A 20947-nucleotide genomic window follows, 5' to 3' on the forward strand; every position below is an offset into this window, starting at 1 on the left:
CCCGTCCCGGTGGCCTCCGCAACCCGACGTGGACGGGAGGGGGACGGGCTCGTGCCCCTGTGGTCGGGCCCGGCCCCGGGCGGGGGACCGGAGGTCGCGTGGCCTGGGCGGCCTCGTTCCTGCTACGGACGACGGTGGGCGCGCCGTGCACGGCGACGGCGGGTTGCGGTTCGCTGTGGTGATGGGCGTCGGCGTGTGGGGCTTCTCGCTCCTGAGCGCCGTCCGGCAGGTGCGCGCCCAGAGGGGGACCCGGGTCGTCGGCACGCTCCTCCGGTGCTTCCGCGTGCGCACGAGCAGGGGAGGGCCGCGCTGGAAGGGCGTCGTCCGGTTCCGGGCGCCGGAGGGCGGCGTGCACCGGGTGGAGGTGTACCTGTCGTGGCCCGGGGCACCGGGAGGCGAGGTGATCGTCTGCTACCCGCCCGGCTGTCCGCAGCTGGTCCGGGAAGCCGGTGGCCGACTCGGCCGGCAGTTCCCGGTCATGGGGTTCCTGGTGGGTGCCTTCTTCGTCGCAGGAGCTCTGCTCATCCTCTCCGGCGCGGTCCCCACTTCTCCGGTGCCCCCGCGCTGACGCGACGCCGGGCCGGGTGGCGACGGTGCCCGCGAGACCGCGTTCGACCGCCGCCCCGGCCCGGTCCGTACGGCGGATCGGGCCGGGCCTGGTGGGGTGCTACGCGGCGCGCGCGGCGCTCCTGGGCAGCCGGCGGGTGCCGGCGGGGCCCTGGTCGTCGCGGCCGGCGGCGGACCGGACACCCGCGGCGGCGGGGGCGGGGCGGCCGCGGCGGCCACGACTCGTCGAAGCGCTGCGACGCGGCCGTTCGACGACGGGGTCGGCGACGACGACGGGTACGCCGGTGGGGACGCGGGCGCCGGTGATGCGGGCCAGGTCCTCGTCGCCGGCACTGACCCTGGTGGTGACGGGGGTGATGCCGGCGGCGGTCATCAGGCGGGCCGTCGCGCGGCGCTGGCTGGGCAGGACGAGGGTGACGACGGTGCCGGACTCGCCGGCCCGGGCCGTGCGCCCGCCCCGGTGCAGGTAGTCCTTGTGGTCTGTCGGCGGGTCCAGGTTGACGACGAGGTCGAGCCCGTCGACGTGGATGCCCCGGGCCGCCACGTTGGTCGCGATCAGCGCGGTCACCTCGCCGGTGCGGAACTGGTCCAGGGTGCGGGTGCGCTGCGGCTGGGACTTGCCTCCGTGCAGGGCCGCGGCCTTCACGCCGTTCGCGAGCAGATCCGACACGAGGCGGTCCGCGCTGTCCCTGGTGTCGGCGAACATGATCAGTCCGCCGTCGCGGGAGGCGATGTGGGCGATCGTGGCGTTCTTGTCGAAGTTCTGCACGTGCAGCACGTGGTGCTCCATGGTGCTGACCGCCGCCGCGGACGGGTCCACCGAGTGGGTGACCGGGTCCTTGAGGAAGTGCCGCACGAGGCGGTCGACGTTGCGGTCCAGGGTGGCGGAGAACAGCATCGTCTGGCCGCCTTCGGCGACCTGTTCCAGGAGCTCGGTGACCTGCGGCAGGAAGCCCATGTCGGCCATCTGGTCGGCCTCGTCGAGGACGGTGATGCCCACCCGGTCCAGCCGGCAGTCGCCGCGCTGGATCAGGTCCTTGAGCCGGCCCGGGGTGGCCACCACGACCTCGGCGCCGCGGTTCAGCAGCCAGGCCTGGCGGCTCATCGACGTCCCGCCGACCACGGTCGCCATCCGCAGGTGCACGGCGCGGGCGTAGGGGGCGAGGGCTTCGGTGACCTGCTGCGCGAGCTCGCGGGTGGGGACCAGGACCAGGGCCAGCGGGAGGCGCGGCTCGGCCCGCTGCCCGGCCGTGCGGGCCAGCACGGGGAGGCCGAACGCGATGGTCTTGCCGGAGCCGGTCCTGCCCCGTCCGAGGAGGTCGCGGCCGGCCAGCGAGTTCGGCAGCGTCGCGGCCTGGATCGGGAACGGCGCGGTGACGCCCTCGCGGGCCAGCACGGACAGCAGCGCCTTCGGCATGTCCAGCTCGTCGAAGGACTCGACGGCCGGCAGTGCCGGGGTGGTGCTCACCGGCATCGCGAACTCGCCCCGGGCGGCCGGGCCCTGAGGGGCGCTCCGGCCGGAGGGGCGCCGGCCTCCGGACGGCCGGTCACCGTAGAAGGAGCCGCCATCGGAGCGGGAGCCCCGGGTGGAGCGGGAGTTGGCGTTCTGGTACGAAGAGCGACTGGAGCGGGTCATGCGGAGAACCTTCCTCGGGGCGGCACGTCACGAGGAAGGCTCCGGGGCGCGGGGCGCGGGCGGAGACCGCAAGGGAACGGGCCGAGAATGTGACGGGCGGAGCGTGGACGGTGGAACCGTGCGGCACGTCACCTACGGTCGGCGCTCACCGCGGAGGCGGGAGCGGAGAACCTCGAACCGTGAGCTGTCACGGCAGGGCGCCGATCCCGACGCGGCGCTGTGCGTCTCGCGTGGGGATGGCCGCCGGTGGCGGAGCCAGGGCCTTGAACGGCCGGGGGAATGCGTCCTGGCGCGATGCCGAGGGGCCCGCACCGGGCATGTGCGCGGTGCGGGCCCCTCGCTACCAGGCGGGTGCCGTGGCAGTAGAACTACAGCGGGCGGATGTTCTCGGCCTGCGGGCCCTTCTGGCCCTGCGCGACGTCGAACTCGACCTTCTGGCCCTCGAGCAGCTCACGGAAGCCGTTGGCGTTGATGTTCGAGTAGTGGGCGAAGACGTCGGGGCCGCCACCCTCCTGCTCGATGAAGCCGAAGCCCTTCTCCGAGTTGAACCACTTCACGGTGCCATTAGCCATAAAAATTACTCCTTCAAGGGGCTGTCCGAAGCCCGCACGGTGCGGGTTCCGAGTCGCCGCATGGAGCGCCCACCCGGGGAAGAGCCGGGAAAACAAAAATGCGCCTGCAAAACATCGGCAGGCGCACACAAAGTTCTTGGGAACCACTACTGCAACTGGAGCGACTCTAGCAGGCTTGGCCCTGCAACGGGTCGGTTTCCACTCCCGGTTCCGGAAACAGGTCCGGAGCAAGTCCGGAGCAGGTCCGGAACAGGTTCCCGTACTGCGGCCGGAGTACCGTGGAACTCGTGGCGCACGAGCGCATGCGCGCGGCAGCCGACGACTCCTCGCAGAGCCCGGTCGGGGCTGTCGGCAGGGTGACGGTGCCCATTCCGCCGGGCGGTCCGGGCGAGGTCCTGGTTGCCCTGCGGGGCGGGTCGGAGGCGTTCGCGGCCTGGTGCTCGGAACCGGTCGGCCGGGACGCCCGGGTGGTCGTGGTGGACGCGATCTCGGCCCGCTCGGTGATCGTCGAGCTCCTGCCGCCCTAGGCGCGTGTCGGAATTCCCGCAGGTCAGGTGGTCGGTCATGTTCTTCTGGCACGTCCCCGCACCCAACGAGGCGATGCTCATTTCCGGGTCCAAGCGCCAGACGCAGGACACCCAGTTCCGCATCGTCACCGGCCACGGCAGCCTGGTCCTGCCGGTCAAGCAGAAGGTCCGGATGCTCTCCCTGGCACTCCGGGAGGCGACGATCGTCGAGGACTGCGTCACCCAGCAGGGGATCCGGCTCACCGTGCGCGCGGTCTGCGTGTTCAAGGTCGGCGACGACGCGGTGTCGATCGCCAACGCCGCCCGCCGCTTCCTCTCGGAGCAGGAGCAGATGGAGGAGCTCGTCGGCCGGATCTTCGCCGGCCACCTGCGGTCGATCATCGGCGGGCTGACCGTGGAGCAGATCATCCGGGAGCGCAGCAGGGTCGCCCAGGAGGTGATGGCGGGCAGCCACGGCGAGATGGAGAAGCTCGGCATCGTGGTCGACGCACTGCAGATCCAGGAGATCGAGGACTCGACCGGCTACATCGACAACCTCGCCGCGCCGCACGTGGCGGCGGTCGCCAGTCAGGCCCGGATCGCCCAGGCCAAGGCCGACCAGGAGGCCACCGAACGGGAGCAGCAGGCGGCCGCGCTGAAGGCCGAGTACGAGCGGGACACCGCGATCAAGCGGGCCGGCTTCCTCGCCGAGACGGAACAGTCCAGGGCCCGCGCCGCCCAGGCCGGCCCGCTCGCCGAGGCCCGCGCCTCCCAGGACGTCATCGAGGAGCAGACCGCGCTCGCCCAGCGCCGGGCCGCGCTGGCGGCACAGCAACTGGAGGCGGAGGTGCGGCGCCCGGCGGACGCGGAGGCGTACCGGCAGCGGACGCTGGCCGAAGCCGCCCGTGACCGCGTGAAGTTCGAGGCGGACGGCAGCGCCTACGGCGAACGGACCCTCGCCCAGGCCCAGGCGGACGCCAACACGGCCCGGGCCGACTCGCTGCGCGGCGGGAACCAGGAACTCATCGCCGCCAACCGGATCGTGGAGAACCTCCCGACCCTCGCCGACGCGGCCGCCCGCGGCATGTCCGGGGCCGACCTCACCGTCCTCAACGGCAGCGACGGCGTCAACCAGATGGCGGCCGGCATCGTCAGCCAGGGCCTCGCGATCCTGCACTCCCTCCAGCACTCGACGGGCCCGCACGGCGACGGCGAGGCCACCCCCGCCCCCCGCTTCCCGGAGCGCACCTGAACCCCGGCGGGAGCTCACGGTGCCGGTGCGTCCGCCGCTCCACGGCGGACGCACCGGGCCGGCCGCTGCCTAGACGGGGACCGTCACGAAGGTCTGGCCGGACTCGTTCACGACCGACACCGAGACCACGTCCTCCGGGGTGACGATGGCCGAACCGTCCAGAGTGGTGCCGGACTTGGCACCGACGGTGGAGACCAGCCAGCTGCCCGCGTCCGCCTTGGTCCCGCCCCTGCCGTTGACCACCAGGTGGCAGCGCTGGCCGGCCGGGACGCCGGTGACGGCCGCGTTGACCCGGACCCAGCCCATCGCCGGGGTCACCGTCAGCGTCATCCGGGCGCCGGTGGCCGGGTCCGTCGCGGAGCCGGTCCTGGTGCCGGCCGGGGGCGGGGTGGCGGTGGCGGTGCTCGGGGCCGGGCCGACGGCCACGGGAGGTGCGGCGTCGGTGCCGCGGCCCAGCACGATCCCGACGACCAGCGCCGCTGCCGCCGCGACGGCGGCGGCAGCGCCGATCCGGGCCCGGCGCCGGCGCAGCGCCGAGCCGCGTTCCGCCCGGGCCTGGCGCAGGGTGCGCTGCAGCAGCAGGTCGCCGCCCTCGGGCGGGCCGTCCAGGAGCAGTTCGGGCGGCACCTCGCCCAGGGCGGTCTCCAGCTCCCGCAACTCGGTCACCTCCTGACGGCAGGCCGGGCAGTCGGCCAGGTGCCGTTCGACCGACGCCGCCTCGGCCGGATCGAGCGCACCCAGCACGTAGGCGCCGACGAGCTCTGCGCTCCACTCGTGCGGCGTGGTGCCGGTGCCGTTCGTGCTCGTTCCGTTCGCGCCCGAGCCGTCCCTGTTCGCGTCGTCCCTGGTCACACCGACACCTCCTGCCATGTCCCCGTCCTGCCGGTGTACGAGCGTTTGAGTGCCCGGAGCGCGTAGTGCGCGCGGGACTTGACCGTTCCGGCCGGCACCCCCAGCTGCTCCGCGGCCTCGGTGACCGACAGCCGCTGGAAGTAGATCGAGCGCAGCACCTCGCGGTGCTCGGGCGAGAGCCGCTCCAGCGCCTGAGACATCACCAGCGCCTCCACCACGCCCTCGGCGTGGTCGTGCTCGACCGGCACGGTGGCCGTCGCCTCGGAGACCTCCGCCACCTCGGCCGGCCGGGCGGCCCGGGCCCGGAACCGGTCGGTGATCAGGTTGCGCTCCACGGTCAGCAGCCAGCCGCGCACCGACCCGCGGGCCTCGGTCAGCGCCTCGGGGTTGCGCCAGGCCCGGATCAGCGTCTCCTGGACGGCGTCCTCGGCCGCCGCGCGGTCGCCGGTGAGCCGGACGGCGTAGGCGAGCAGCGCGCCGCCGTGCTGCTCGTAGAGCGTCCGGATCAGTGCCTCGTCGGCGGCGTCCTGCCGCCCGCCTGATCGTGTCCTCGCCATCCGCCATTCCTCCGTCGTCGGGTGCCACGTCCAGCACGTACGCGGGGGCCGTCCGGTTCAACCGGATTCCCGGCAGGTCCGGTTCTGGTTCAGGCAGGCCACCACGCCGGCCATCTGCCGGTCGGTCATCAGGCCGATGAACACCCCGTGGTCGGTGAGCGGACTGTGGTGCTGCTCGGGGAAGGCGTCCAGGGCGAACGCCCGGGGCGGCGGCGGGCGGTAGCCGACGGTCACCCGCAGGTGCGGGATCGGGAAGGTGTCGTGCGGGCAGACGCCGGCGGCGGACGGGAACCGCACGTGCGAGCGGTGGCCGGAACTGTCCGTGCCGCGCCCGTCCCAGCAGCTGGGGAAGTCCAGGGTGCGGGTGAGGAGGGTCCCGGCGGGGCAGAGCGGGTAGCGGTCGGTGGTCGTGCGGTCGGCGAAGCCCGTGCAGCCCCAGCGGGCGCCGGCGTCCGCGCCGCCGTCGGTGGCGGCGGTCGGGTCGCCCTCCAGGAGCCGGAGGAAGCGCGGCATCGGCACGACCTTGCCCCACGGGTTGCCGAGGTACTCGACGGTGACCGTGTCGGGCGTGAGGATCTCGCCGGTGTTGCCGTGCGGGTCGTCGGACGCCCCGGCGACGGTCTGCGGCGCGGCGCCGTCGTGGTCGGTGCGGCGGAGCACCGGCCAGTAGTACGTCGAGCGGTCGCCGTTCGTGCAGGTGGTCGGTGCGGCGGCGAGGCTGTCGTCGGTGGAGTCCGCGCCCGTGGAGAGGTTGCCGACGTAGTCGTGCACGTGGTGGGCGCCGCCCACGGTGCCGGGTGAGATCACCACGTTGTCCGCGTTGCGGTGCCCCTCCAGGTTGCGCCCGCAGTCCTGCGCGTACGAGCCGCTGGAGGCGTCCGGGCCGGTGGCGCTCGGAGGAGCGGGCGCGGCGACGGCCACGGCGGCGATGTCGACGAACCCGGCCGCCGATTCCGGTCCGGCCGGCCAGTACCCGACCGCCAGCAGCGACAGTCCCAGGGCGAGGCAGAGCAGGACGCCGACCGGGAGCGCGACGCCCCCCAGCCGGTGGTGATCACGTTCCCGGTGCACCGCGACAGTCTGGGTGACGGGCCGCCGCAGGGGCAAGGCGGCCCGTCACCCGGAGCACCGGGCGCGGCGGGGTGGGTCAGTAGCCCCCGGAGTAGCCGCCGCCCTGCGACGGGGCGGCCGACGGGGTCTGGGCGGGGGCCTGGCCGGGCATGCCCGCAGCCTTCTTCCCCTCGGGCGTGCTCGCGAACCAGGTGCCGCCGACGCCCTGCCCGCTGGTCTGCCCCGCCGCGGTGTCGCCGGCGAAGCGGTAGAGCGGCCAGCCGTTGAGGGTCACCTGCTTCGTCCCGTCCGGCCGGGTCACGCTGCCGACCAGGGCGGAGTCGACCCCGGTGACCTTCACCGGGTCCTGGGCGGTGAGCGGCGGCCACTTCGCCGCGCAGGCGTCGGTGCAGGTGCTCGCGGACGGCTTGGCGGTGTCCTTGTCGAAGCGGTACAGGGTCCGTCCGGTGGAGTCGGTGACGATCGGCCCCAGCGCGGCCGAGTTCGCGGCGACGATCCGGACCCCGGAGGAGTCGCCGGGCGAGGCGGCGGACGGTGCGGCCGCCGGGGCAGCGGCACTGCTGGAGCTCTTCGCGCCGTACCCGCTGGTCGTGTCGGGCCCGCACGCGGTGGCGGCGAGCGCGAGCAGGGCGACGCCGGAGACGGCGACCAGGCGGCGGGCGGCGAGGGCCGGAACGGTGAACGCGGGCATGGCGAACTCCCCCTGGAGAAGGTGTGGTTGCGGATCGGGGCGGTGCTGCCCCGTGCACCCTCCACACGGATCCGCGGCCGGAACGGTTCAACGTCGTCGGAAATTTCCTGCGATGCGACGCTCGGGTACGGCCGGGGCCGTACCCGAGCCGTACGGACTGCCGTCCGCTGACCGGTGGCCCGCCCCTGCCGGTACCGGGCGTCATCGGAGCGGGCTCAGCTTCCGCAGGCGCAGCCCGCGGCGCTGCCCGTCGGCTCGACGCCCTGTTCGATGGTGGTGCAGCAGGCGTCGCCCGCCGCGGTGGTGCCCCTGCCGAGGGTGTCGGCGTCGGCCTTGACGACGTAGACCTCCCAGGGTTCCTTGCCGGGGCCGTGTACCCAGACCTTGTCCTGGAGGGCGTAACAGCAGGAGGTGTGGTTCTCCTCGAAGGTGGCGAGGCCGGCCTCCTTGAGCCGGGTGGTGGCGGCGGCGACCTGTTCGGTGGATCCGACCTCGACGCCGAGGTGGTCCAGGCGGGTCTCCTCGTCGGCTTCGCCTTCGACGAGGACGAGTTTGAGCGGGGGCTCGGTGATGGCGAAGTTGGCGTAGCCGGGGCGGCGCTTGGCGGGTTCGGTGCCGAAGAGCTTGGAGTAGAAGGCGATGGAGCCTTCGAGGTCGGCAACGCGCAGGGCGAGCTGGACGCGGGACACGGCGATCCTCCCTGATCCGGATTCTTGCTTCGACAGATATCGATACAGGCGAGCTTGCCACCGGGTTAGATGAGCGTCAACATAGACGCATGTCGAATCTGGAGCTGAAGGTGATCGACCAGGACGGGGCGGCGGCCGCGTGCTGCTCGCCGATGGTGCGCGAGCCGCTGGACGAAGAGGCCGCCGTCGACCTGGCGAAGATGTTCAAGGCCCTGTCCGACCCGGTGCGGCTGCGGCTGCTGTCGCTGATCGCCTCCCACGAGGGCGGTGAGGCGTGCGTCTGTGACCTGACCGGCCCCTTCGACGTGTCCCAGCCGACCATCTCCCACCACCTCAAGGTCCTGCGCGAGGCCGGCCTGGTCGGCTCCGAGCGCCGCGGGACCTGGGTCTACTACTGGGTGCTGCCCGCCGCGCTGGCCAGGCTGTCCGCGCTGCTCCAGGCCCCGGCCGCCGCCGGAGGGTCCAGATGACCGCGATGGCTCCGCTGGGCCGCCGGGCGGCCGTCGAGTTCACCGGAACCTGCGCGCTGGTCGCCGTCGTGGTCGGATCCGGCATCCAGGCCACCGAGCTCTCCCGGGACGTCGGCGTCCAACTGCTGGCCAACTCGCTCGCGACCGTGTTCGGCCTCGGCGTGCTGATCCTGCTCCTCGGCCCGGTCTCCGGCGCCCACTTCAACCCCGTGGTCACGCTGGCCGCCTGGTGGACCGGCCGCCGCGACGGGGACGGACCCGCGCTGCGGGAGGCAGCGGCCTACGTTCCGGCCCAGGTCGCCGGGGCGATCGGCGGCGCGGTGCTGGCGGACGCGATGTTCGCCGAGCCGCTCGTGCGCTGGTCGACGCACGACCGGTCGGCGCCGCACCTCTGGCTGGGCGAGGTCGTCGCCACCGCCGGTCTCATCCTGTCGGTCTTCGGACTGGCCCGCATCGGCCGCGCGCACCTCGCCCCGGCCGCGGTCGCCTCCTACATCGGCGCCGCCTACTGGTTCACCTCCTCCACCAGCTTCGCGAACCCCGCCGTGACGATCGGCCGCGCGTTCACCGACACCTTCGCCGGCATCGCCCCCGCCGCCGTGCTGCCGTTCATCGCCGCCCAGCTCGTCGGTGCGGCCGTCGGCGTCGTCCTGGTCGCGGTGCTGTTCGGCCGCCCGAGCCCGACCGCCGAGGACATCGTCGTCCCGCACAGCGACCACCACCCGGCTCCGGCCGCCCGCTGACCCCGCCTTCTCCTGCCCGCCCCGAAGCCCTGAGGACCCCGTTCGTGAGCACTCCCGCCGTCCCGTCCGTCCCGTCCGTGCTGTTCGTCTGCGTGCACAACGCCGGCCGCTCCCAGATGGCCGCCGCCTTCCTCACCCGCCTCGGCGGGGACCGGGTCGAGGTCCGCTCGGCCGGTTCCGCCCCGGCCGAGGCCGTGAACCCGGCCGTGGTCGAGGCCCTGGCCGAGGTCGGGATCGACATCTCCGCCGAGACCCCGAAGGTGCTCACCACCGAAGCCGTCCGGGCGTCCGACGTCGTGATCACCATGGGCTGCGGCGACGCCTGCCCCTACTTCCCCGGCAAGCGCTACCTGGACTGGAAGCTCGACGACCCGGCCGGGCAGGGCGTCGGCGCGGTCCGCCCGATCCGCGACGAGATCGAACGGCGGATCCGAGGCCTGCTCGCCGACCTCGGCATCGAGCCCCGCTGACGGCGGCGACGAACGGGCGGCCCCGGGTGTGCTGCGGCCCGGTGCGGCGGGCAGCTGGCCGCCGCACCGGGCCGAACTCGTGGAGTGTGAAGACGAGTTGGTGGCCGCGGCCGGCCTGCCGGCGCCGGCCGGGCCGCCGGTGAGCGTGCTCTGCTCCCCCGGGAGCGCCCGCTCGCCCGGGACCTCCCAACCGCCCGGGCGGCCTGCCCACTCCCCGAGCCTTCTCCACACCGACCCCTTGCCAGGCGCGCCCGACGCCCGCTTCGATGCACGTAGGCGAGGGATGGGAGGGGCTTCCCGTGCAAGAAGTCTGGTTCGCGGACGTCCTGCGGCACCTGCGCGTGCTGCTCGCAGCGTTACCGCCCCTGATCGAGGAGTACCGCGAGCGGCGCATCGCCGGCGGGATCGAAGGCCTGCTGGAGTGGACGCTCCCGTGGGGCATGGACGACGGCGTGGGGAACGTCCGGCTCACGGTGGTCGAGGTCCCCTCGGGCTGGGGCGAGCGGAAGCGCGTACGGGTCGTCGTGGCGGCGGACGCGAAGGCGTTCCACGAACGGAAGGGCTCGGACGACCTGCCCCTGCCCCGTTACGACGAGAAGGCCCGCCGCCCCCTCTGGTTCCCCCGGAGCGCGAGCCTGTCCCGTGACATGGCCGAGTACCTGTTGGACCACGCCGACGGCGACGCGGGCTCGCTCCGCGCCGAGGCCGGGAACGCGGCGAGCTTCACCGTGGTGATCATGGCGGCGGAGACCGGGTGAACTCGACCCGGCCGCCCGCCATCACGGCCCGTCGGGGCAGAGGTGGGTGTATTCGTGTGCGTGGGCGCTGTACAGCGTCGGCCGGTCCGGGTCCTCGTCGGTGACGAAGACGAAGTCCACCGTGACGTCCGGGAGATCGGCGACGGTGGTCCGCATGGTGAACTGCGGGAGGGAGTGGGCCTCGGGGACGCGTTCCCAGGCCACGCCGGCGGCGGCGAAGGCGTCCGAGAGCTCCCGGAAGCCGGGCGGGCCGGGGAAGGAACCGTACTCGTCCGGCCCGCCGACCGGAAGGACGACGTCGTCGTACCACGTCCGGACGGAGACCGTGTTGACGATCCCGCACCGACACACGTCGACCGACATGCACCCGTACCGGAACCACTGCGGCCACGGCAACGCGTCGGCGACGCGCCCCGAATCCTCGGCCTCACCCCGCCCGGCCACCGGGTACGGCCCGAGCGGCCGCAGTCCGGCGAAGTCCCCGGTGGAGCCGTACCGCGTCAGGAGGTCCACGAGCGCTGCTGTCGTCATGCGTTCATGATCGCACCGGGTGGCCGGGTGGCCGGGTGGCCGGGTGGCCGGGTGGCGGTGCCGGGGGCACTGGGCGGAGCCCAGGACGTCGAGGAACGCGGAGTCGCCCTGGCGCATCGTGTGGACCACCAGCGAGGCACGGCGGCCGTTGGGGGCGAGGACGGTCATCGTCGTGCAGCCGGGAACCCCGCCGTTGTGGTCCCAGCTGGCGGCGCCGCTGCGCAGCGGGAAGGTCGGCAGACCGAGGCCGTAGCCCGTGACGCCTGTGGCGGGAACCGGCCCGAGGCGGAATGCCTCGGGCCGGTCCGGCGTCGCTCACTTGAGGCCCAGCATCTTCTGGATTTTCGGGGGGATCGAGATGTACCACGTGCCGTCCGGCCGTCGTTGTTTCCCGAGGAGCCGCTGGGCCTTGACGCTCTCGTGTTCCAGCACCCTGGCCCAGGCGCTCCCTTCAGGGGTGTCTCGGCCGAGCGAGTCGGGATCACCGGGAACCTGGATCATGAAACCGGGGGCCTTCGCGAGCCGGCGCACCAGGTCCAGCACCCCCGCCTCGTTCTCCCACTTCTGCGGGATGTTGAGCTCGGGCTCCGCCTGCGCGTGCCCCTGTGCCGGCGCGGCCGCCGCGGCGGACGAGGAGGCTTCCGCCGGGGCGCTCTCGGTGACGACCGGCGGGGGATCCGTCGGGACGTAGGACTGCCGGAGGTCCTCGGTGGTGGCACTGTGGCGTTCCAGGGCGCGGTTGATCAGGTCGCCGTAGACGTCCCCGCCGTGGACCGGGTGGACGGGACGCGAGAACGGGTCGTAGTCGACGCCGAAGTTCGCGGCCATGTCCATCACGAAGTGGTAGCGGTGGATGTCGGTGAGGTCGCGGCGGTAGTCGGTGTACCAGAGGCTGAGGAGGGAGAAGGCGAGGGCCTTCTTCTCCGCCGGGGTCGCTCCCGCCTCGTGGGCGAGCCGGATCAGCTTGCCGGTGGTGCGCGACGGGCCGAGCGAGACCGGGTAGCCCAGCCGGCCTGCGGTCGAGACCTGAGGGTTGTACTGGTTGGGGGTGGCCGCGGTGCCGCGGAAGGTCTTGTCGACCGGGATCCGGTCCAGCGTGGGGTCGGGGGTCGGGTCGGCCGTCGGGTGGGTCCACTTGGGATAGGTCTGTTCCGCCGCCGGGTTCGGGGCGTCGCCGAGCACGTAGCCCTTGAACTCGCCCTCGGGCCCCTCCGTGACGGTGACGTGCTTCGCCAGGTCGTCCGGGTGCATGTACATGAGCTCCGCCACGTCGTGGATGGCCGAGATCAGCGTGGAGAACGACTGCCCGCGGGGATCGCCGAGGATCTGGTCGATCGTCTTCGGGCCGTGTTCGACGAAGGGGAGGTAGAGGCGCTTCAGGGCGGCCAGGTCCGAACTGCTGCTTCCGAGCTGTTCGGTGAACTTCGCGTTGTGACTTGTCTCCTTCTCGAGCCACGGGATCAGTTTCTCGGTCACGAACTTCGCGTTGGAGTCGTGGACCTCGGGGTCCTGGCGGATGGACAGCGCGAGGTCGCGCTCGATCTCGGCCATCGGCAGGGACTTGACCCGGTCGAGGACCGCCGAGGCCGCCTGGTCCTTCGTCCGGTAGACGCGGGAGAGCGCGTCCGGGGAACCCGGGACCCGGGGCGAGCCGTCGGCCGTCGGCATGGACGGCGGTGCGGGGGCGTCGACCCACTCCCGGAGGACCTTGACGATCGAGGGCCTCTGGGTTGGGTCGTACCACCGCTGCTGGAGGTCCGGGTGGCCCTCCAGGCCTGCGCCGATGGCGTGGTAGCTGCGCTCGGCGTCGCCCGCGACCGTACCCTCGACGGTCAGGACGTGCGGCGCGTCCCAGCGGGCCAGGTCGTCGGCGTCCATGTGCGGAAGGTCGGAGCGGGTGGCGGTCTCCGGGGCGTCGGGGGCGCCGTGCGGGTGGTCCTTGACGACGGCGGTGTGGTCCACCGTGTCCTCGATCGTCTCCAGGTAGCGCCGGGGCACCTCGGCGGAGCCGCTGACGTCGTGGCCCATCAGGCCCTCGTGGCGGACCGACGGGCTGTCGCCGGAGCGGCGGAACAGGCTCGTGTCGTCCTCGTACTCGTCCTTGAGGCCCAGGTAGTGCAGGACCTCGTGGACCACGCGGGGCATGTGGGTGTCGTCGTGGGCCGGATCGACGGGCACGTTCCAGGAGCGCTGGTCGAGCGGCACCTGGTGGTCGTTCCGGCCGATGGTGATGGCCTCGGGGTGGTCGTCGCCCGCGACGAGCTTCAGGTCGAGGTGGAACTGGTCGCCGGAGCGCGGGAGTTCCAGGCCGCCGTTGAGGTGCCGGTCGATGGCGTGCTGGATCCGCTCGTGCACGCCCTTCAGCTCGCCCGCCGACATGCCGCTGTGCCCGAGGTGCACCGGCAGCTCGACGGTGTGGTGGCGGACCCAGGCACCGTTCTCGGCCTGGACGCGGCGCACCACGGAGCGGACAAGGGTCTGCGAACCGGCCAGCGAGTGAGGGGCGTTGCCCTTGAGCGGGTCGCGCGCGGGGTCGAAGCGCTCGGTGTGCACGCGGGCGGTCGGCGCGCCCTCGAGGCGGGATCGCCAGTCGGGCGAGGCCGGCTGCCGCACCGGGCGGGCGACGGGTTCGGGGGTGGGCTCGGTGACGTGGACCTGCGGGACGACGGCGGAGGCGGGCTGTTCGTGGGTCTCGTGCGGGGTGCCGGGGTCGCTTTCGAGACGCGGAGGCGGCGGCAGTTCGACGTGCACCGCGACGTGGTCGCCGGTGTGATCGGGCGAGACCGGTTCGAAGTCCTGGTTGCCGCGCGAGCGCGGGACGACGGTGACGTCCTCGCCCCGCAGCACCACCGGGCCGTCGCTCTGGAGGCTCTCCAGCCGGTCCTTCAGCTCGCTGCGCAGGGCGGTGGCGACCGCCTCGGCGCGTTCCTGCCCGAGCTTGAGGGACTTCCCGAAGTGGGGGAGGCCCTGGTCGAGGACGTTCGCGCGCCCCTCGACGGTCACCACCGGCGGCCCGCCGCCGTCACGGGCGTTGCGCACCCCGAGGTCGGCGACCTGGCGGGCGGTGGTGTTCAGGGCCTGCTGCCGGGGGGCGGTCAGGTCGGCCGAGCCGCCGTCGAAGGCGATGGGGCCGAGGTCGACCCGCACCGGCTCGTGCGGTGCGGCGGGCAGCGGGGGTTCGGGCGGTGACGCGTGGGGCGGGAGCGGCGGTCGGACGTCGGGGGCCGCCGGGGCGGGGGTGTGGTCGGTGCCCGGGTGGTGGACCTCGACCGGGCCGGTGCCGACGTGCTCGGCCGGGGTGTGGACGGCCTGGGACTGGTCGGCCGGGGCCGGAGCGGTGGGGTGGCTCTCCGTCTGGGTGACGGGCGGGGCGCCGTGAGTGGCCGGCTCGCCGGTGGTGCGTACGGGGGCGCCCGTCCGTCCGTCCGTCGAGGTGCCGGTGCCGCCGGTCTCGGTGGTGACCCGGGGGGCCTGTGCCGGTGCCTGTGTCGGGGCCTGCGCCGGTGCCTGTCCCTGGGCGGGACGGGTCTGGGAAGCCGCGGCCGTGTTGCTGTCACCGTTCGTGGCGGGGGAGTTGGCGGCGCGGGTGGTGTCGGCGGTGGTCGGGCGGTCGGCCACGGCCGGCCCGGTCACGCCGCTCGTGCCGGGCGTCTCCGCGGGGCGGGTTTCGCCGACGGTCGTGTCGGTCGGCCTGGTCTCGAAGCCCGGGAGGCCCAACTCCTGATGGGCCGCCGCGGTCGAGGAGGTCGAGGAGGTCGAGGAGGTCGAGGAGGTCGAGGGGCTCGACGAGGTGGTCTCGCCGCCGTGGAGCCCGGATCCCGCCGTGCTGCCGGTTTCGCCTCGCGACGCCGACGTCCGAGCGGGCGACTCGACGGTGGTGTCCGTGGTGCGGGGGCTGGTCCGCTCCTGCGTGCCGACGGAGGTGGAGACCTGCCCGGGGGTGGCCTCGCTCGACGCGGGGCCCTCCGAGACGGACGGCGTGCCGACGGTGCGCACCTCCGGTGCGCCGGCGGTGTGGGTGTCGGTGTCACCCGGGACCGTCACGGGTCGGGTGTCGGACGTCGTCGTTTCCTTGACCCCGGCGGTGTCGCCGCCCGAGCCGGACCGGGCCGGGGCCGGGGCCGGGGTAGTGTCGGCCGGGTGGACGTTCGGCGTGTGCACATCCGGCGCGTGGACGTCCGCCGGGTGGATGTCCGGCAGGTGGAGGTCGGGAGCCTTGATCTCCTTGAGGTTGACGGGGTCGATCTTGGCCTTCCCCTCCTCCCCGCCGCGCCCGTGCTTCCCGCCGCCCATGGCGCCGATCAGGCCGGAGGTGAGGGCCGAGGTGTAGTCCGCGTCTCCGCCGAACGCGGCGGTCATGGTGGCGGTGGTGATCACGCCGGTGGCTCCGCCGACGGCGAGCTTGCCGACCAGCGAGCCGGCGAACTTCGGTGCGAACGCGCCGAGTCCGCCGCCGAGGATGCCGCCGATGGCGCCACCGATCGCGCCGCCCTCGACGGCCTGGATGGTGCTGTCGGTGTCCCACTTGGTGCGGTCGTGCAGGAGCAGGATCTGGATGCTCTGGATCAGCGCGTCCATCCCGACCATGAACCCGACGCCGGAGATCACGGACACCAGAAGCCGGCGCAGGATCATCTGGACGATCAGGCGCGCGGAGGTGATCGCGGCCGGGATCGCCTCCGGTGCGGCGAATGAGAGCGTGCTCAACTCATACGCGAGCCAGATGAGTTGGGCGAGGACCATGAGCTTGGCGTATTCGACCTGCACCCCGGTGTTGTCGCCCAGGTCGCCGATCTGGTTGGCGGCCTCGGCCATCTGCGGCAGGTTGGTCTGCAGCTGCTGGGTGAACGCGTTGAACTGCTCGGCGACCGGGCCGCTGATGCTGTTCCGCACGCCGAGGGTCGCCGGACCGATCTCCTTGGTGATCGAGTCGAGCTGCTGGGCGGTGTCGTACCAGGCGGCGCCCAGCGCCCGCAGCTTGTCCTCGTCGCCCTTGGGCCAGGACTGGCCGACGGCCAGCCGGGCGACCCAGGCGAGCTCCGGGGGCATGTCGATGCTCATCCGTGCACGGGCCTCTCGGGGGCGGGCCGGTGCTCGCCGGCGCCGGTGTTGATCCGGCGGACGGACTCGATGTTGGTGTCCTCCAGGCGTTCGAAGTTGACGGCCATGGTGCGGATGCCCTCGGCGGTGCTGTGCACCACCTGGCCGATGCCGCCGATGCCCTTGTGGATCTCCTGGTGCGGGGCGTCGTACTGCTTGAGGAACTCCTCGCCGGTGGCGTCGTCGCCCCAGCACGGGCCGAGGTCGGACAGCCGGCCCTCCAGCCCGCTGGCGATCCCCTTGAAGCGGGCCGCGAGCTGCTGGACGTAGGGCAGTTGGAGGTGCAGTCCGTCGGTGTCGACCGAGAACGACTCGTTCGCCATCGTCAGCCCTCCGTCCCGGTCCGCCGGGCGCTGCCGCGGGTCGTCGCCGGGCCTCCCGCGGCGAGGTAGTCCCGCACCGAGTCGGGCATCGTCGGGTCCTCGGCGAGCAGTGCCGTCGGATCGGCCTTGCCCTGGAGCAGGTCGGCGACCGAGACACCGGGCGGCAGACCGAGCGACGTCAGCTCGGCGACCTGCTGGAGCGCCTGGGCGCGGGCCTGCCGGATGGTGGTCAGCAGGAGCTCGGACAGTTCCTTGGGCGCCATCCGGCGGAAGGCACCGGTGGGGAAGTCGATGGCGGTGACCTCGCCCTGCGCGGTGACGGTCACCTCGACGCTCTGGCGGGGGGCGGTGGCGGTCGAGGTGACCTCGTTGATCCTGCGGCGGGTCTCGACGGCCTCCTCGCGCTGCCGGTGGTACAGCGCCAGCAGGTCCTCGATGCCCTGGTCGTACGGCGTGGTGCTCATGTGCCCCTCCTCGGGGGTGTCGTGCGGTCTCGCGGGCCCGGCGGGGGCCTGGTGGGTCGGGTGCTCCGTCAGCCGAGGGCCGAGAAGCCCTCCTTGGGCGCGCTGCCCCAGGCGTCGCTCTCCTGGACCAGCAGGTCGGCGATGCCGCGGGGAGCCTCCGGTTCGGTCTCCGGCTCCTCGGTCGACTCGTCCTCCATGAGGAGCGGCTCGTCCCCGGCGGCGCCGGCCCCGCACGAGACGGTGGCGGGGTCGAAGGCGGACGCCGACTGCCCCGGGGCGGCGGCCGGTGCGGAACGGTCCGGCCGCCAGACCGCGAACTGCGGCTCCTCCGGCTCGGGTCGTCCCGCTTCCCCGCTCCAGGTGGCCGTTGCCTCCGTGGTGTAGCCGGGGGCCATGACCTCCTCCTCGTCCTCGGTCGGCACCGTCCACAGCAGCGGGACGAAGGCCGAGCCGGCCGCCTCCCACGCTTCGTGCTCCTCGTGGTCGCCGCTCTCGGTCGGCAGCGGCAGCGGCGCGGACAGCGGGTCGGAAGGCGAGGCCGCCGGGCGCACCTCTTCGAGCTCGAGGGCGGGCTCGGGCTCGGGCTCGGGCACGACCGCGGCGGTCTCCTCCGCCTCCGCCTCCGCCGAGCGCTTCTTCCTTTCCTCGCCCGTGGTCGCGGCGACCGCGACAGCGGCGACAGCAGCCGCCGCGACGACGACCGGCGCGACCGGGGTCGCGGGCTCCTCCCACTCCGGCACGACGACCGGCGCGGCAGGTGCGGCCGGAGCGGTCGGCGCCACCGGCAGCGGCAGCCCGTCCGAGCCGAGGACGACCTGCTCGGCCGCAGCCTCCTGCCCGGCGGTCTCGGTGCCGAGGGGAGCGTCGCCGGAAACGGTGACCGGGCTCCCGCCCGCCGTGGTGAGCCCGGGACCGCCCGCGAGCGCGCCGGCGGTGAGCTCCTCCTCGGCCGCGCCGAGTTCGTCCGCCCACGGCTCGATGTCGCCGTCCAGCAGGCCGGAGGCGTCGCTGCGTTCGCCCGGCGCGTTCTGCCCGGCCGCCGCGCCGCCCATGCCGGGCATCATCGGCATCCCCATTCCGGGTGCCTCTGCCGAGCCCGCAGCGCCCCCGGCCTCGCCGAAGCCCGGCAGGACGGTCGCGCCGGGCGCGGCCTGGGCGTCGGGCAGGCCGAGCCCCGGGCCGTCCAGGTCGGCGGTCCTGACCGGTGGGAGGTCCAGGGCCGCGCCACCGGCGGCGGTGCCGAGCGGGGAGCCGACCTCCTCGTCGGTGAGCGGGCTGCCGGCCCACGGCTCGCCGTTCGCGTCCAGCAGGCCGGAGGCGTCGCTGCGTTCGCCGGGTGCGTTCTGTCCGGCCGCCGCGCCGCCCATGCCCGGCATCATCGGCATGCCGGCGCCGCCCAGGCCGGCGCCGGCGCCGGCGCCGGGGCCCTCGGAGACCAGGCCGGTGCCGCCGGCCGGCGAGAAGGCACCGGGGAGGCCGGACTCCGTCGTGGTCTGGCCGGGGAAGGCGGTGCCGGTGCCGAGGCCGTCGGTCAGACCGGGGAAGGCAGCCGGGGAGCCGGTGTCGATGCCGCTGCCCAGCCCGTCGCCCAGGCCGCTGCCGAGTCCGCCGCCCAGGCCGTGCGAGCCGGTCCCGGAGCCGACGCCGGTGGCTCCGGGGAAGGCCACCGGCTTGCCGGTGCCGAACGTGCCGTGCGGGGAGGAGAGTTCGCCGGCGCCGCTGCCGGTGCCGGTCTGACCGGGGAACCGGGCGCCCCGGGCGTTGGTGGTCGTCCCCGGCAGGCCGACCGGCGCGACGCCCGGCAGGTTGCCGAACTCGCCCACGCCGGTGCCTCCGGGGAAGCGGACCCCGCTGCCGGTGCCCGGGTTGATCGCGTGGTCGAAGGCGAGCGGATCGAGGCCGGCCGTCTCCGGCGCGCCGGTGCCGGGCCCGCCCGTGCCGAGCTTGCCGGGGAACGGCAGTCCGCCGACCGGCAGGCCGGTGCCGGGGCCGCCCGTGCCCAGGCCGCCGGGGAAGTGCAGGCCGCCGACGCCCGGCCCGTCGCCCAGCCCGGTGAAGTTCTTGAGGCCGCCCGCGCCGGGGCCGTGGCCGGTCCCCAGATCACCGGGGAAGGGCTGCGGCGACGAGCTGAACTTCTTCAGGTCCGGCATGTTGAAGCCCTTGCCGTTGCCCGGCGCGTTCGGGCCGCCCTTCTCGAAGTCCTTCAGGTCCGGCAGCTTGGTGTCCGGCCCGCTGGTGTCCGGGGCTTTGGGCTGGTTGATCGGCGGGGTGATCGGGGCCGGCGCGCGGACGGAGTCGATGGTGACCTGGTACTCGCCGGCCAGGCTCTTGAGCACCTTGCGCATGTCGGCGGTCATCATCTTGACCAGCTCGGGCTTCTGGCTGATCGGGATGAGGCCGTTGTCCATCGCGTGCACGCCCTGGGCGATGGCCTGGTTGGCGTACCAGGTGTCGATCTGGGAGATGAGGTTCCGGGCGTTGGTGAGGTTGACCGCGTTGTCCGCGAGCTGCTGGGGGACGGAGTAGGTGCCGGTCGAACCGCCGGACAGGACGTCGGCGGTGGCCTGCACCTGCTTGGAGAAGGTGGTCAGCATGGTCGTGAAGGCGTCGGCCGCGTCGCCCTTCCACGGGCCGTGCTCGCCGGCGAGCGCCTTGCCCTGGTCGACGAGGCTCTTGGCGACCCCGGCGAGGAGCAGTTGGACCTGGTAGAAGGTGTCGGCCGCGTTCTGCAGCGACTGCGGGTCGGAGACCGACTTGCCGTGGCCGCTGTCGTCGTTGGTGCCGGCGGCCATGCCGTTGATGGCGGCCTCGATCTGCTTCCAGTCCCAGGTGTCGTAGTCGCCCGTCGAGCCGGGGTCGGATCCGGGCGCGCCGTAGACCGCGCCGTCGCTGCCCAGGTTGAAGCCGTTGCCGTTGTAGTTCGGGTCGCCCATCGCGCCCTCTCCCTCCTGTCGTTCCGCTGTCCGTCGGCCGTCCCGCCCGGTGTGGTGTCCGGTGTGTCGCCCGGTGTCCGGGCCCGGCAGTCCCGCCGGGTCCCCCGCGTGTGGTGCGGGGGACCCGGACGGGGTTCCTGCGCGGGGTCGTCAGGTGTTGCCGTTGCCCGGCTTGCCGCCGCCCCCGCCACCGCCACCACCGCCGCCTCCGCCACCGGGGGCCGGGCTGCCCCCGGCGTCGGTGACCAGGCCGCCGAAGTCGGCCGACGAGTTGCCCATGAAGGTCTGCAACTCGGTGGACGCCATGTGGTTGGCGTCCTCGATGGTCTTGTACTTCTTCGCCAGGTCGAGGACCCCCTGGTGCAGGTCGGTGAGACCCTTGGCCAGGTCGTCCAGCACCTTCTCGAACTGCTTCTTCAGCCCGTCGTCCCCGTTGGGGCCGTTGACCGCGATGCGCATCTTGTTCGCGTGGTAGAAGGCGCCCGGCGCCACGTTGACCGCGTCCAGCAGCTTCCGCGCGTCCTTGGTCGGCTGGATGAGCAGCTGGATGTTCTTCGCGAAGGTCTCCATCGAGGGCGTGTCCACGGAGGTCCCGCTGTGCTGGCCGTCCGAGGACGGCACCGGCGGCGCGGTGAACGTGGTGTGCGCCGTCGCCGTCCCCGTGCCCGTGGCGTCGGGAACGCTGGTGCTCCCGTGGTACGGGTCGATCGGGGGCTTGGGCTTCGGCTTGTAGTGGTTCGGAGGGATGTAGCCCGGCATGCC

Annotated in this window: 20 protein-coding genes and 1 pseudogene; 8 read left to right on the plus strand and 13 right to left on the minus strand. The window is 73.6% G+C overall.

Features of this window, described 5'->3' with window-relative positions:
• The first annotated feature begins 145 nt into the window (after window positions 1-145).
• Entirely contained in the window at window positions 146-568 is a 423-nt protein-coding gene (locus tag AB0C76_RS05070) for a DUF3592 domain-containing protein (protein WP_359959867.1), read from the plus strand.
• A gap of 99 nt (window positions 569-667) precedes the next feature.
• Here AB0C76_RS05070 and AB0C76_RS05075 read toward each other — a convergent pair whose 3' ends face one another.
• Entirely contained in the window at window positions 668-2203 is a 1536-nt protein-coding gene (locus tag AB0C76_RS05075) for a DEAD/DEAH box helicase (RefSeq protein ID WP_359959870.1), read from the minus strand.
• 368 nt (window positions 2204-2571) lie between these two features.
• Window positions 2572-2775: a cold-shock protein gene (locus tag AB0C76_RS05080; protein ID WP_359959873.1), complete on the minus strand. Its 204-nt coding sequence runs from the start codon at window positions 2773-2775 to the stop codon at window positions 2572-2574.
• 287 nt (window positions 2776-3062) lie between these two features.
• Between AB0C76_RS05080 and AB0C76_RS05085 the strand changes: the two genes are divergently transcribed.
• Both AB0C76_RS05085 and AB0C76_RS05090 read left to right on the plus strand, forming a co-directional pair.
• Window positions 3063-3302: a hypothetical protein gene (locus AB0C76_RS05085; RefSeq protein ID WP_359959876.1), complete on the plus strand. Its 240-nt coding sequence runs from the start codon at window positions 3063-3065 to the stop codon at window positions 3300-3302.
• Between the two features lie 37 nt (window positions 3303-3339).
• On the plus strand, window positions 3340-4533 hold the full coding sequence (locus AB0C76_RS05090; protein ID WP_359959879.1) for an SPFH domain-containing protein: 1194 nt from the start codon (window positions 3340-3342) through the stop codon (window positions 4531-4533).
• 69 nt (window positions 4534-4602) lie between these two features.
• On the opposite strand, the gene AB0C76_RS05095 is transcribed toward AB0C76_RS05090, so the two are convergent.
• From AB0C76_RS05095 to AB0C76_RS05115, 5 genes are all read right to left on the minus strand, one after another.
• Window positions 4603-5385, minus strand: a complete 783-nt coding sequence (locus AB0C76_RS05095) for a zf-HC2 domain-containing protein (protein ID WP_359959882.1) — start codon at window positions 5383-5385, stop codon at window positions 4603-4605.
• Complete coding sequence (locus AB0C76_RS05100) at window positions 5382-5942, minus strand: sigma-70 family RNA polymerase sigma factor (protein ID WP_359959885.1); 561 nt, start codon at window positions 5940-5942, stop codon at window positions 5382-5384. Before AB0C76_RS05100 ends, AB0C76_RS05095 begins: the two co-directional genes overlap by 4 nt.
• Window positions 5943-5999: 57 nt before the next feature.
• Window positions 6000-7013 carry a DUF1996 domain-containing protein gene (locus AB0C76_RS05105; RefSeq protein WP_359959887.1) on the minus strand — a complete coding sequence of 338 codons (1014 nt, stop codon included), beginning with the start codon at window positions 7011-7013 and terminating at the stop codon, window positions 6000-6002.
• A gap of 76 nt (window positions 7014-7089) precedes the next feature.
• The gene (locus AB0C76_RS05110) at window positions 7090-7704 is read right to left on the minus strand and encodes a hypothetical protein (RefSeq protein ID WP_359959890.1); all 615 of its coding nucleotides are present in this window, start codon (window positions 7702-7704) and stop codon (window positions 7090-7092) included.
• Between the two features lie 215 nt (window positions 7705-7919).
• The gene (locus AB0C76_RS05115) at window positions 7920-8393 is read right to left on the minus strand and encodes an ArsI/CadI family heavy metal resistance metalloenzyme (protein ID WP_359959893.1); all 474 of its coding nucleotides are present in this window, start codon (window positions 8391-8393) and stop codon (window positions 7920-7922) included.
• A gap of 152 nt (window positions 8394-8545) precedes the next feature.
• On the opposite strand from AB0C76_RS05115, the gene AB0C76_RS05120 reads away from it, so the two are divergent.
• From AB0C76_RS05120 to AB0C76_RS05140, 5 genes and pseudogenes are all read left to right on the plus strand, one after another.
• Entirely contained in the window at window positions 8546-8863 is a 318-nt protein-coding gene (locus tag AB0C76_RS05120) for a metalloregulator ArsR/SmtB family transcription factor (RefSeq protein WP_359960292.1), read from the plus strand.
• Complete coding sequence (locus AB0C76_RS05125) at window positions 8860-9606, plus strand: aquaporin (RefSeq protein ID WP_359959896.1); 747 nt, start codon at window positions 8860-8862, stop codon at window positions 9604-9606. The genes AB0C76_RS05120 and AB0C76_RS05125 overlap by 4 nt, the downstream gene beginning before the upstream one ends.
• A gap of 44 nt (window positions 9607-9650) precedes the next feature.
• Window positions 9651-10076, plus strand: coding sequence for an arsenate reductase ArsC (locus tag AB0C76_RS05130; protein WP_359959899.1), 426 nt, complete (start codon window positions 9651-9653; stop codon window positions 10074-10076).
• A 55-nt stretch (window positions 10077-10131) separates the two neighbouring features.
• A pseudogene (locus AB0C76_RS05135) lies at window positions 10132-10291 on the plus strand (DUF2071 domain-containing protein); the annotation flags it as partial.
• An 84-nt stretch (window positions 10292-10375) separates the two neighbouring features.
• The gene (locus tag AB0C76_RS05140; RefSeq protein WP_359960306.1) at window positions 10376-10834 is read left to right on the plus strand and encodes a hypothetical protein; all 459 of its coding nucleotides are present in this window, start codon (window positions 10376-10378) and stop codon (window positions 10832-10834) included.
• A 21-nt stretch (window positions 10835-10855) separates the two neighbouring features.
• Here the strand turns inward: AB0C76_RS05140 and AB0C76_RS05145 are convergent, their stop codons facing one another.
• From AB0C76_RS05145 to AB0C76_RS05170, 6 genes are all read right to left on the minus strand, one after another.
• The gene (locus AB0C76_RS05145) at window positions 10856-11533 is read right to left on the minus strand and encodes a hypothetical protein (RefSeq protein WP_359959902.1); all 678 of its coding nucleotides are present in this window, start codon (window positions 11531-11533) and stop codon (window positions 10856-10858) included.
• A gap of 147 nt (window positions 11534-11680) precedes the next feature.
• Window positions 11681-16426 carry a hypothetical protein gene (locus tag AB0C76_RS05150; RefSeq protein WP_359959904.1) on the minus strand — a complete coding sequence of 1582 codons (4746 nt, stop codon included), beginning with the start codon at window positions 16424-16426 and terminating at the stop codon, window positions 11681-11683.
• Window positions 16423-16788, minus strand: coding sequence for a hypothetical protein (locus AB0C76_RS05155; protein ID WP_359959906.1), 366 nt, complete (start codon window positions 16786-16788; stop codon window positions 16423-16425). The genes AB0C76_RS05150 and AB0C76_RS05155 overlap by 4 nt, the downstream gene beginning before the upstream one ends.
• Before the next feature lie 2 nt (window positions 16789-16790).
• Entirely contained in the window at window positions 16791-17252 is a 462-nt protein-coding gene (locus tag AB0C76_RS05160; protein ID WP_359959909.1) for a YbaB/EbfC family nucleoid-associated protein, read from the minus strand.
• 68 nt (window positions 17253-17320) lie between these two features.
• Window positions 17321-20185 carry a hypothetical protein gene (locus tag AB0C76_RS05165; RefSeq protein ID WP_359959912.1) on the minus strand — a complete coding sequence of 955 codons (2865 nt, stop codon included), beginning with the start codon at window positions 20183-20185 and terminating at the stop codon, window positions 17321-17323.
• A gap of 150 nt (window positions 20186-20335) precedes the next feature.
• On the minus strand, window positions 20336-20944 hold the full coding sequence (locus tag AB0C76_RS05170; protein WP_359959915.1) for a hypothetical protein: 609 nt from the start codon (window positions 20942-20944) through the stop codon (window positions 20336-20338).
• Between the last annotated feature and the right edge of the window lie 3 nt (window positions 20945-20947).

This window comes from Kitasatospora sp. NPDC048722 (genome assembly GCF_040650235.1).
Lineage (GTDB): Bacteria > Actinomycetota > Actinomycetes > Streptomycetales > Streptomycetaceae > Kitasatospora.

Coding starts and splice junctions, on each gene's coding strand:
- AB0C76_RS05075 (WP_359959870.1), bottom strand. CDS start 2,203: ATGACCCGCTCCAGTCGCTCTTCGTACCAGAACGCCAACTCCCGCTCC.
- AB0C76_RS05080 (WP_359959873.1), bottom strand. CDS start 2,775: ATGGCTAATGGCACCGTGAAGTGGTTCAACTCGGAGAAGGGCTTCGGC.
- AB0C76_RS05090 (WP_359959879.1), top strand. CDS start 3,340: ATGTTCTTCTGGCACGTCCCCGCACCCAACGAGGCGATGCTCATTTCC.
- AB0C76_RS05100 (WP_359959885.1), bottom strand. CDS start 5,942: ATGGCGAGGACACGATCAGGCGGGCGGCAGGACGCCGCCGACGAGGCA.
- AB0C76_RS05110 (WP_359959890.1), bottom strand. CDS start 7,704: ATGCCCGCGTTCACCGTTCCGGCCCTCGCCGCCCGCCGCCTGGTCGCC.
- AB0C76_RS05120 (WP_359960292.1), top strand. CDS start 8,546: ATGGTGCGCGAGCCGCTGGACGAAGAGGCCGCCGTCGACCTGGCGAAG.
- AB0C76_RS05125 (WP_359959896.1), top strand. CDS start 8,860: ATGACCGCGATGGCTCCGCTGGGCCGCCGGGCGGCCGTCGAGTTCACC.
- AB0C76_RS05145 (WP_359959902.1), bottom strand. CDS start 11,533: ATGACCGTCCTCGCCCCCAACGGCCGCCGTGCCTCGCTGGTGGTCCAC.
- AB0C76_RS05150 (WP_359959904.1), bottom strand. CDS start 16,426: ATGAGCATCGACATGCCCCCGGAGCTCGCCTGGGTCGCCCGGCTGGCC.
- AB0C76_RS05155 (WP_359959906.1), bottom strand. CDS start 16,788: ATGGCGAACGAGTCGTTCTCGGTCGACACCGACGGACTGCACCTCCAA.
- AB0C76_RS05160 (WP_359959909.1), bottom strand. CDS start 17,252: ATGAGCACCACGCCGTACGACCAGGGCATCGAGGACCTGCTGGCGCTG.
- AB0C76_RS05165 (WP_359959912.1), bottom strand. CDS start 20,185: ATGGGCGACCCGAACTACAACGGCAACGGCTTCAACCTGGGCAGCGAC.
- AB0C76_RS05170 (WP_359959915.1), bottom strand. CDS start 20,944: ATGCCGGGCTACATCCCTCCGAACCACTACAAGCCGAAGCCCAAGCCC.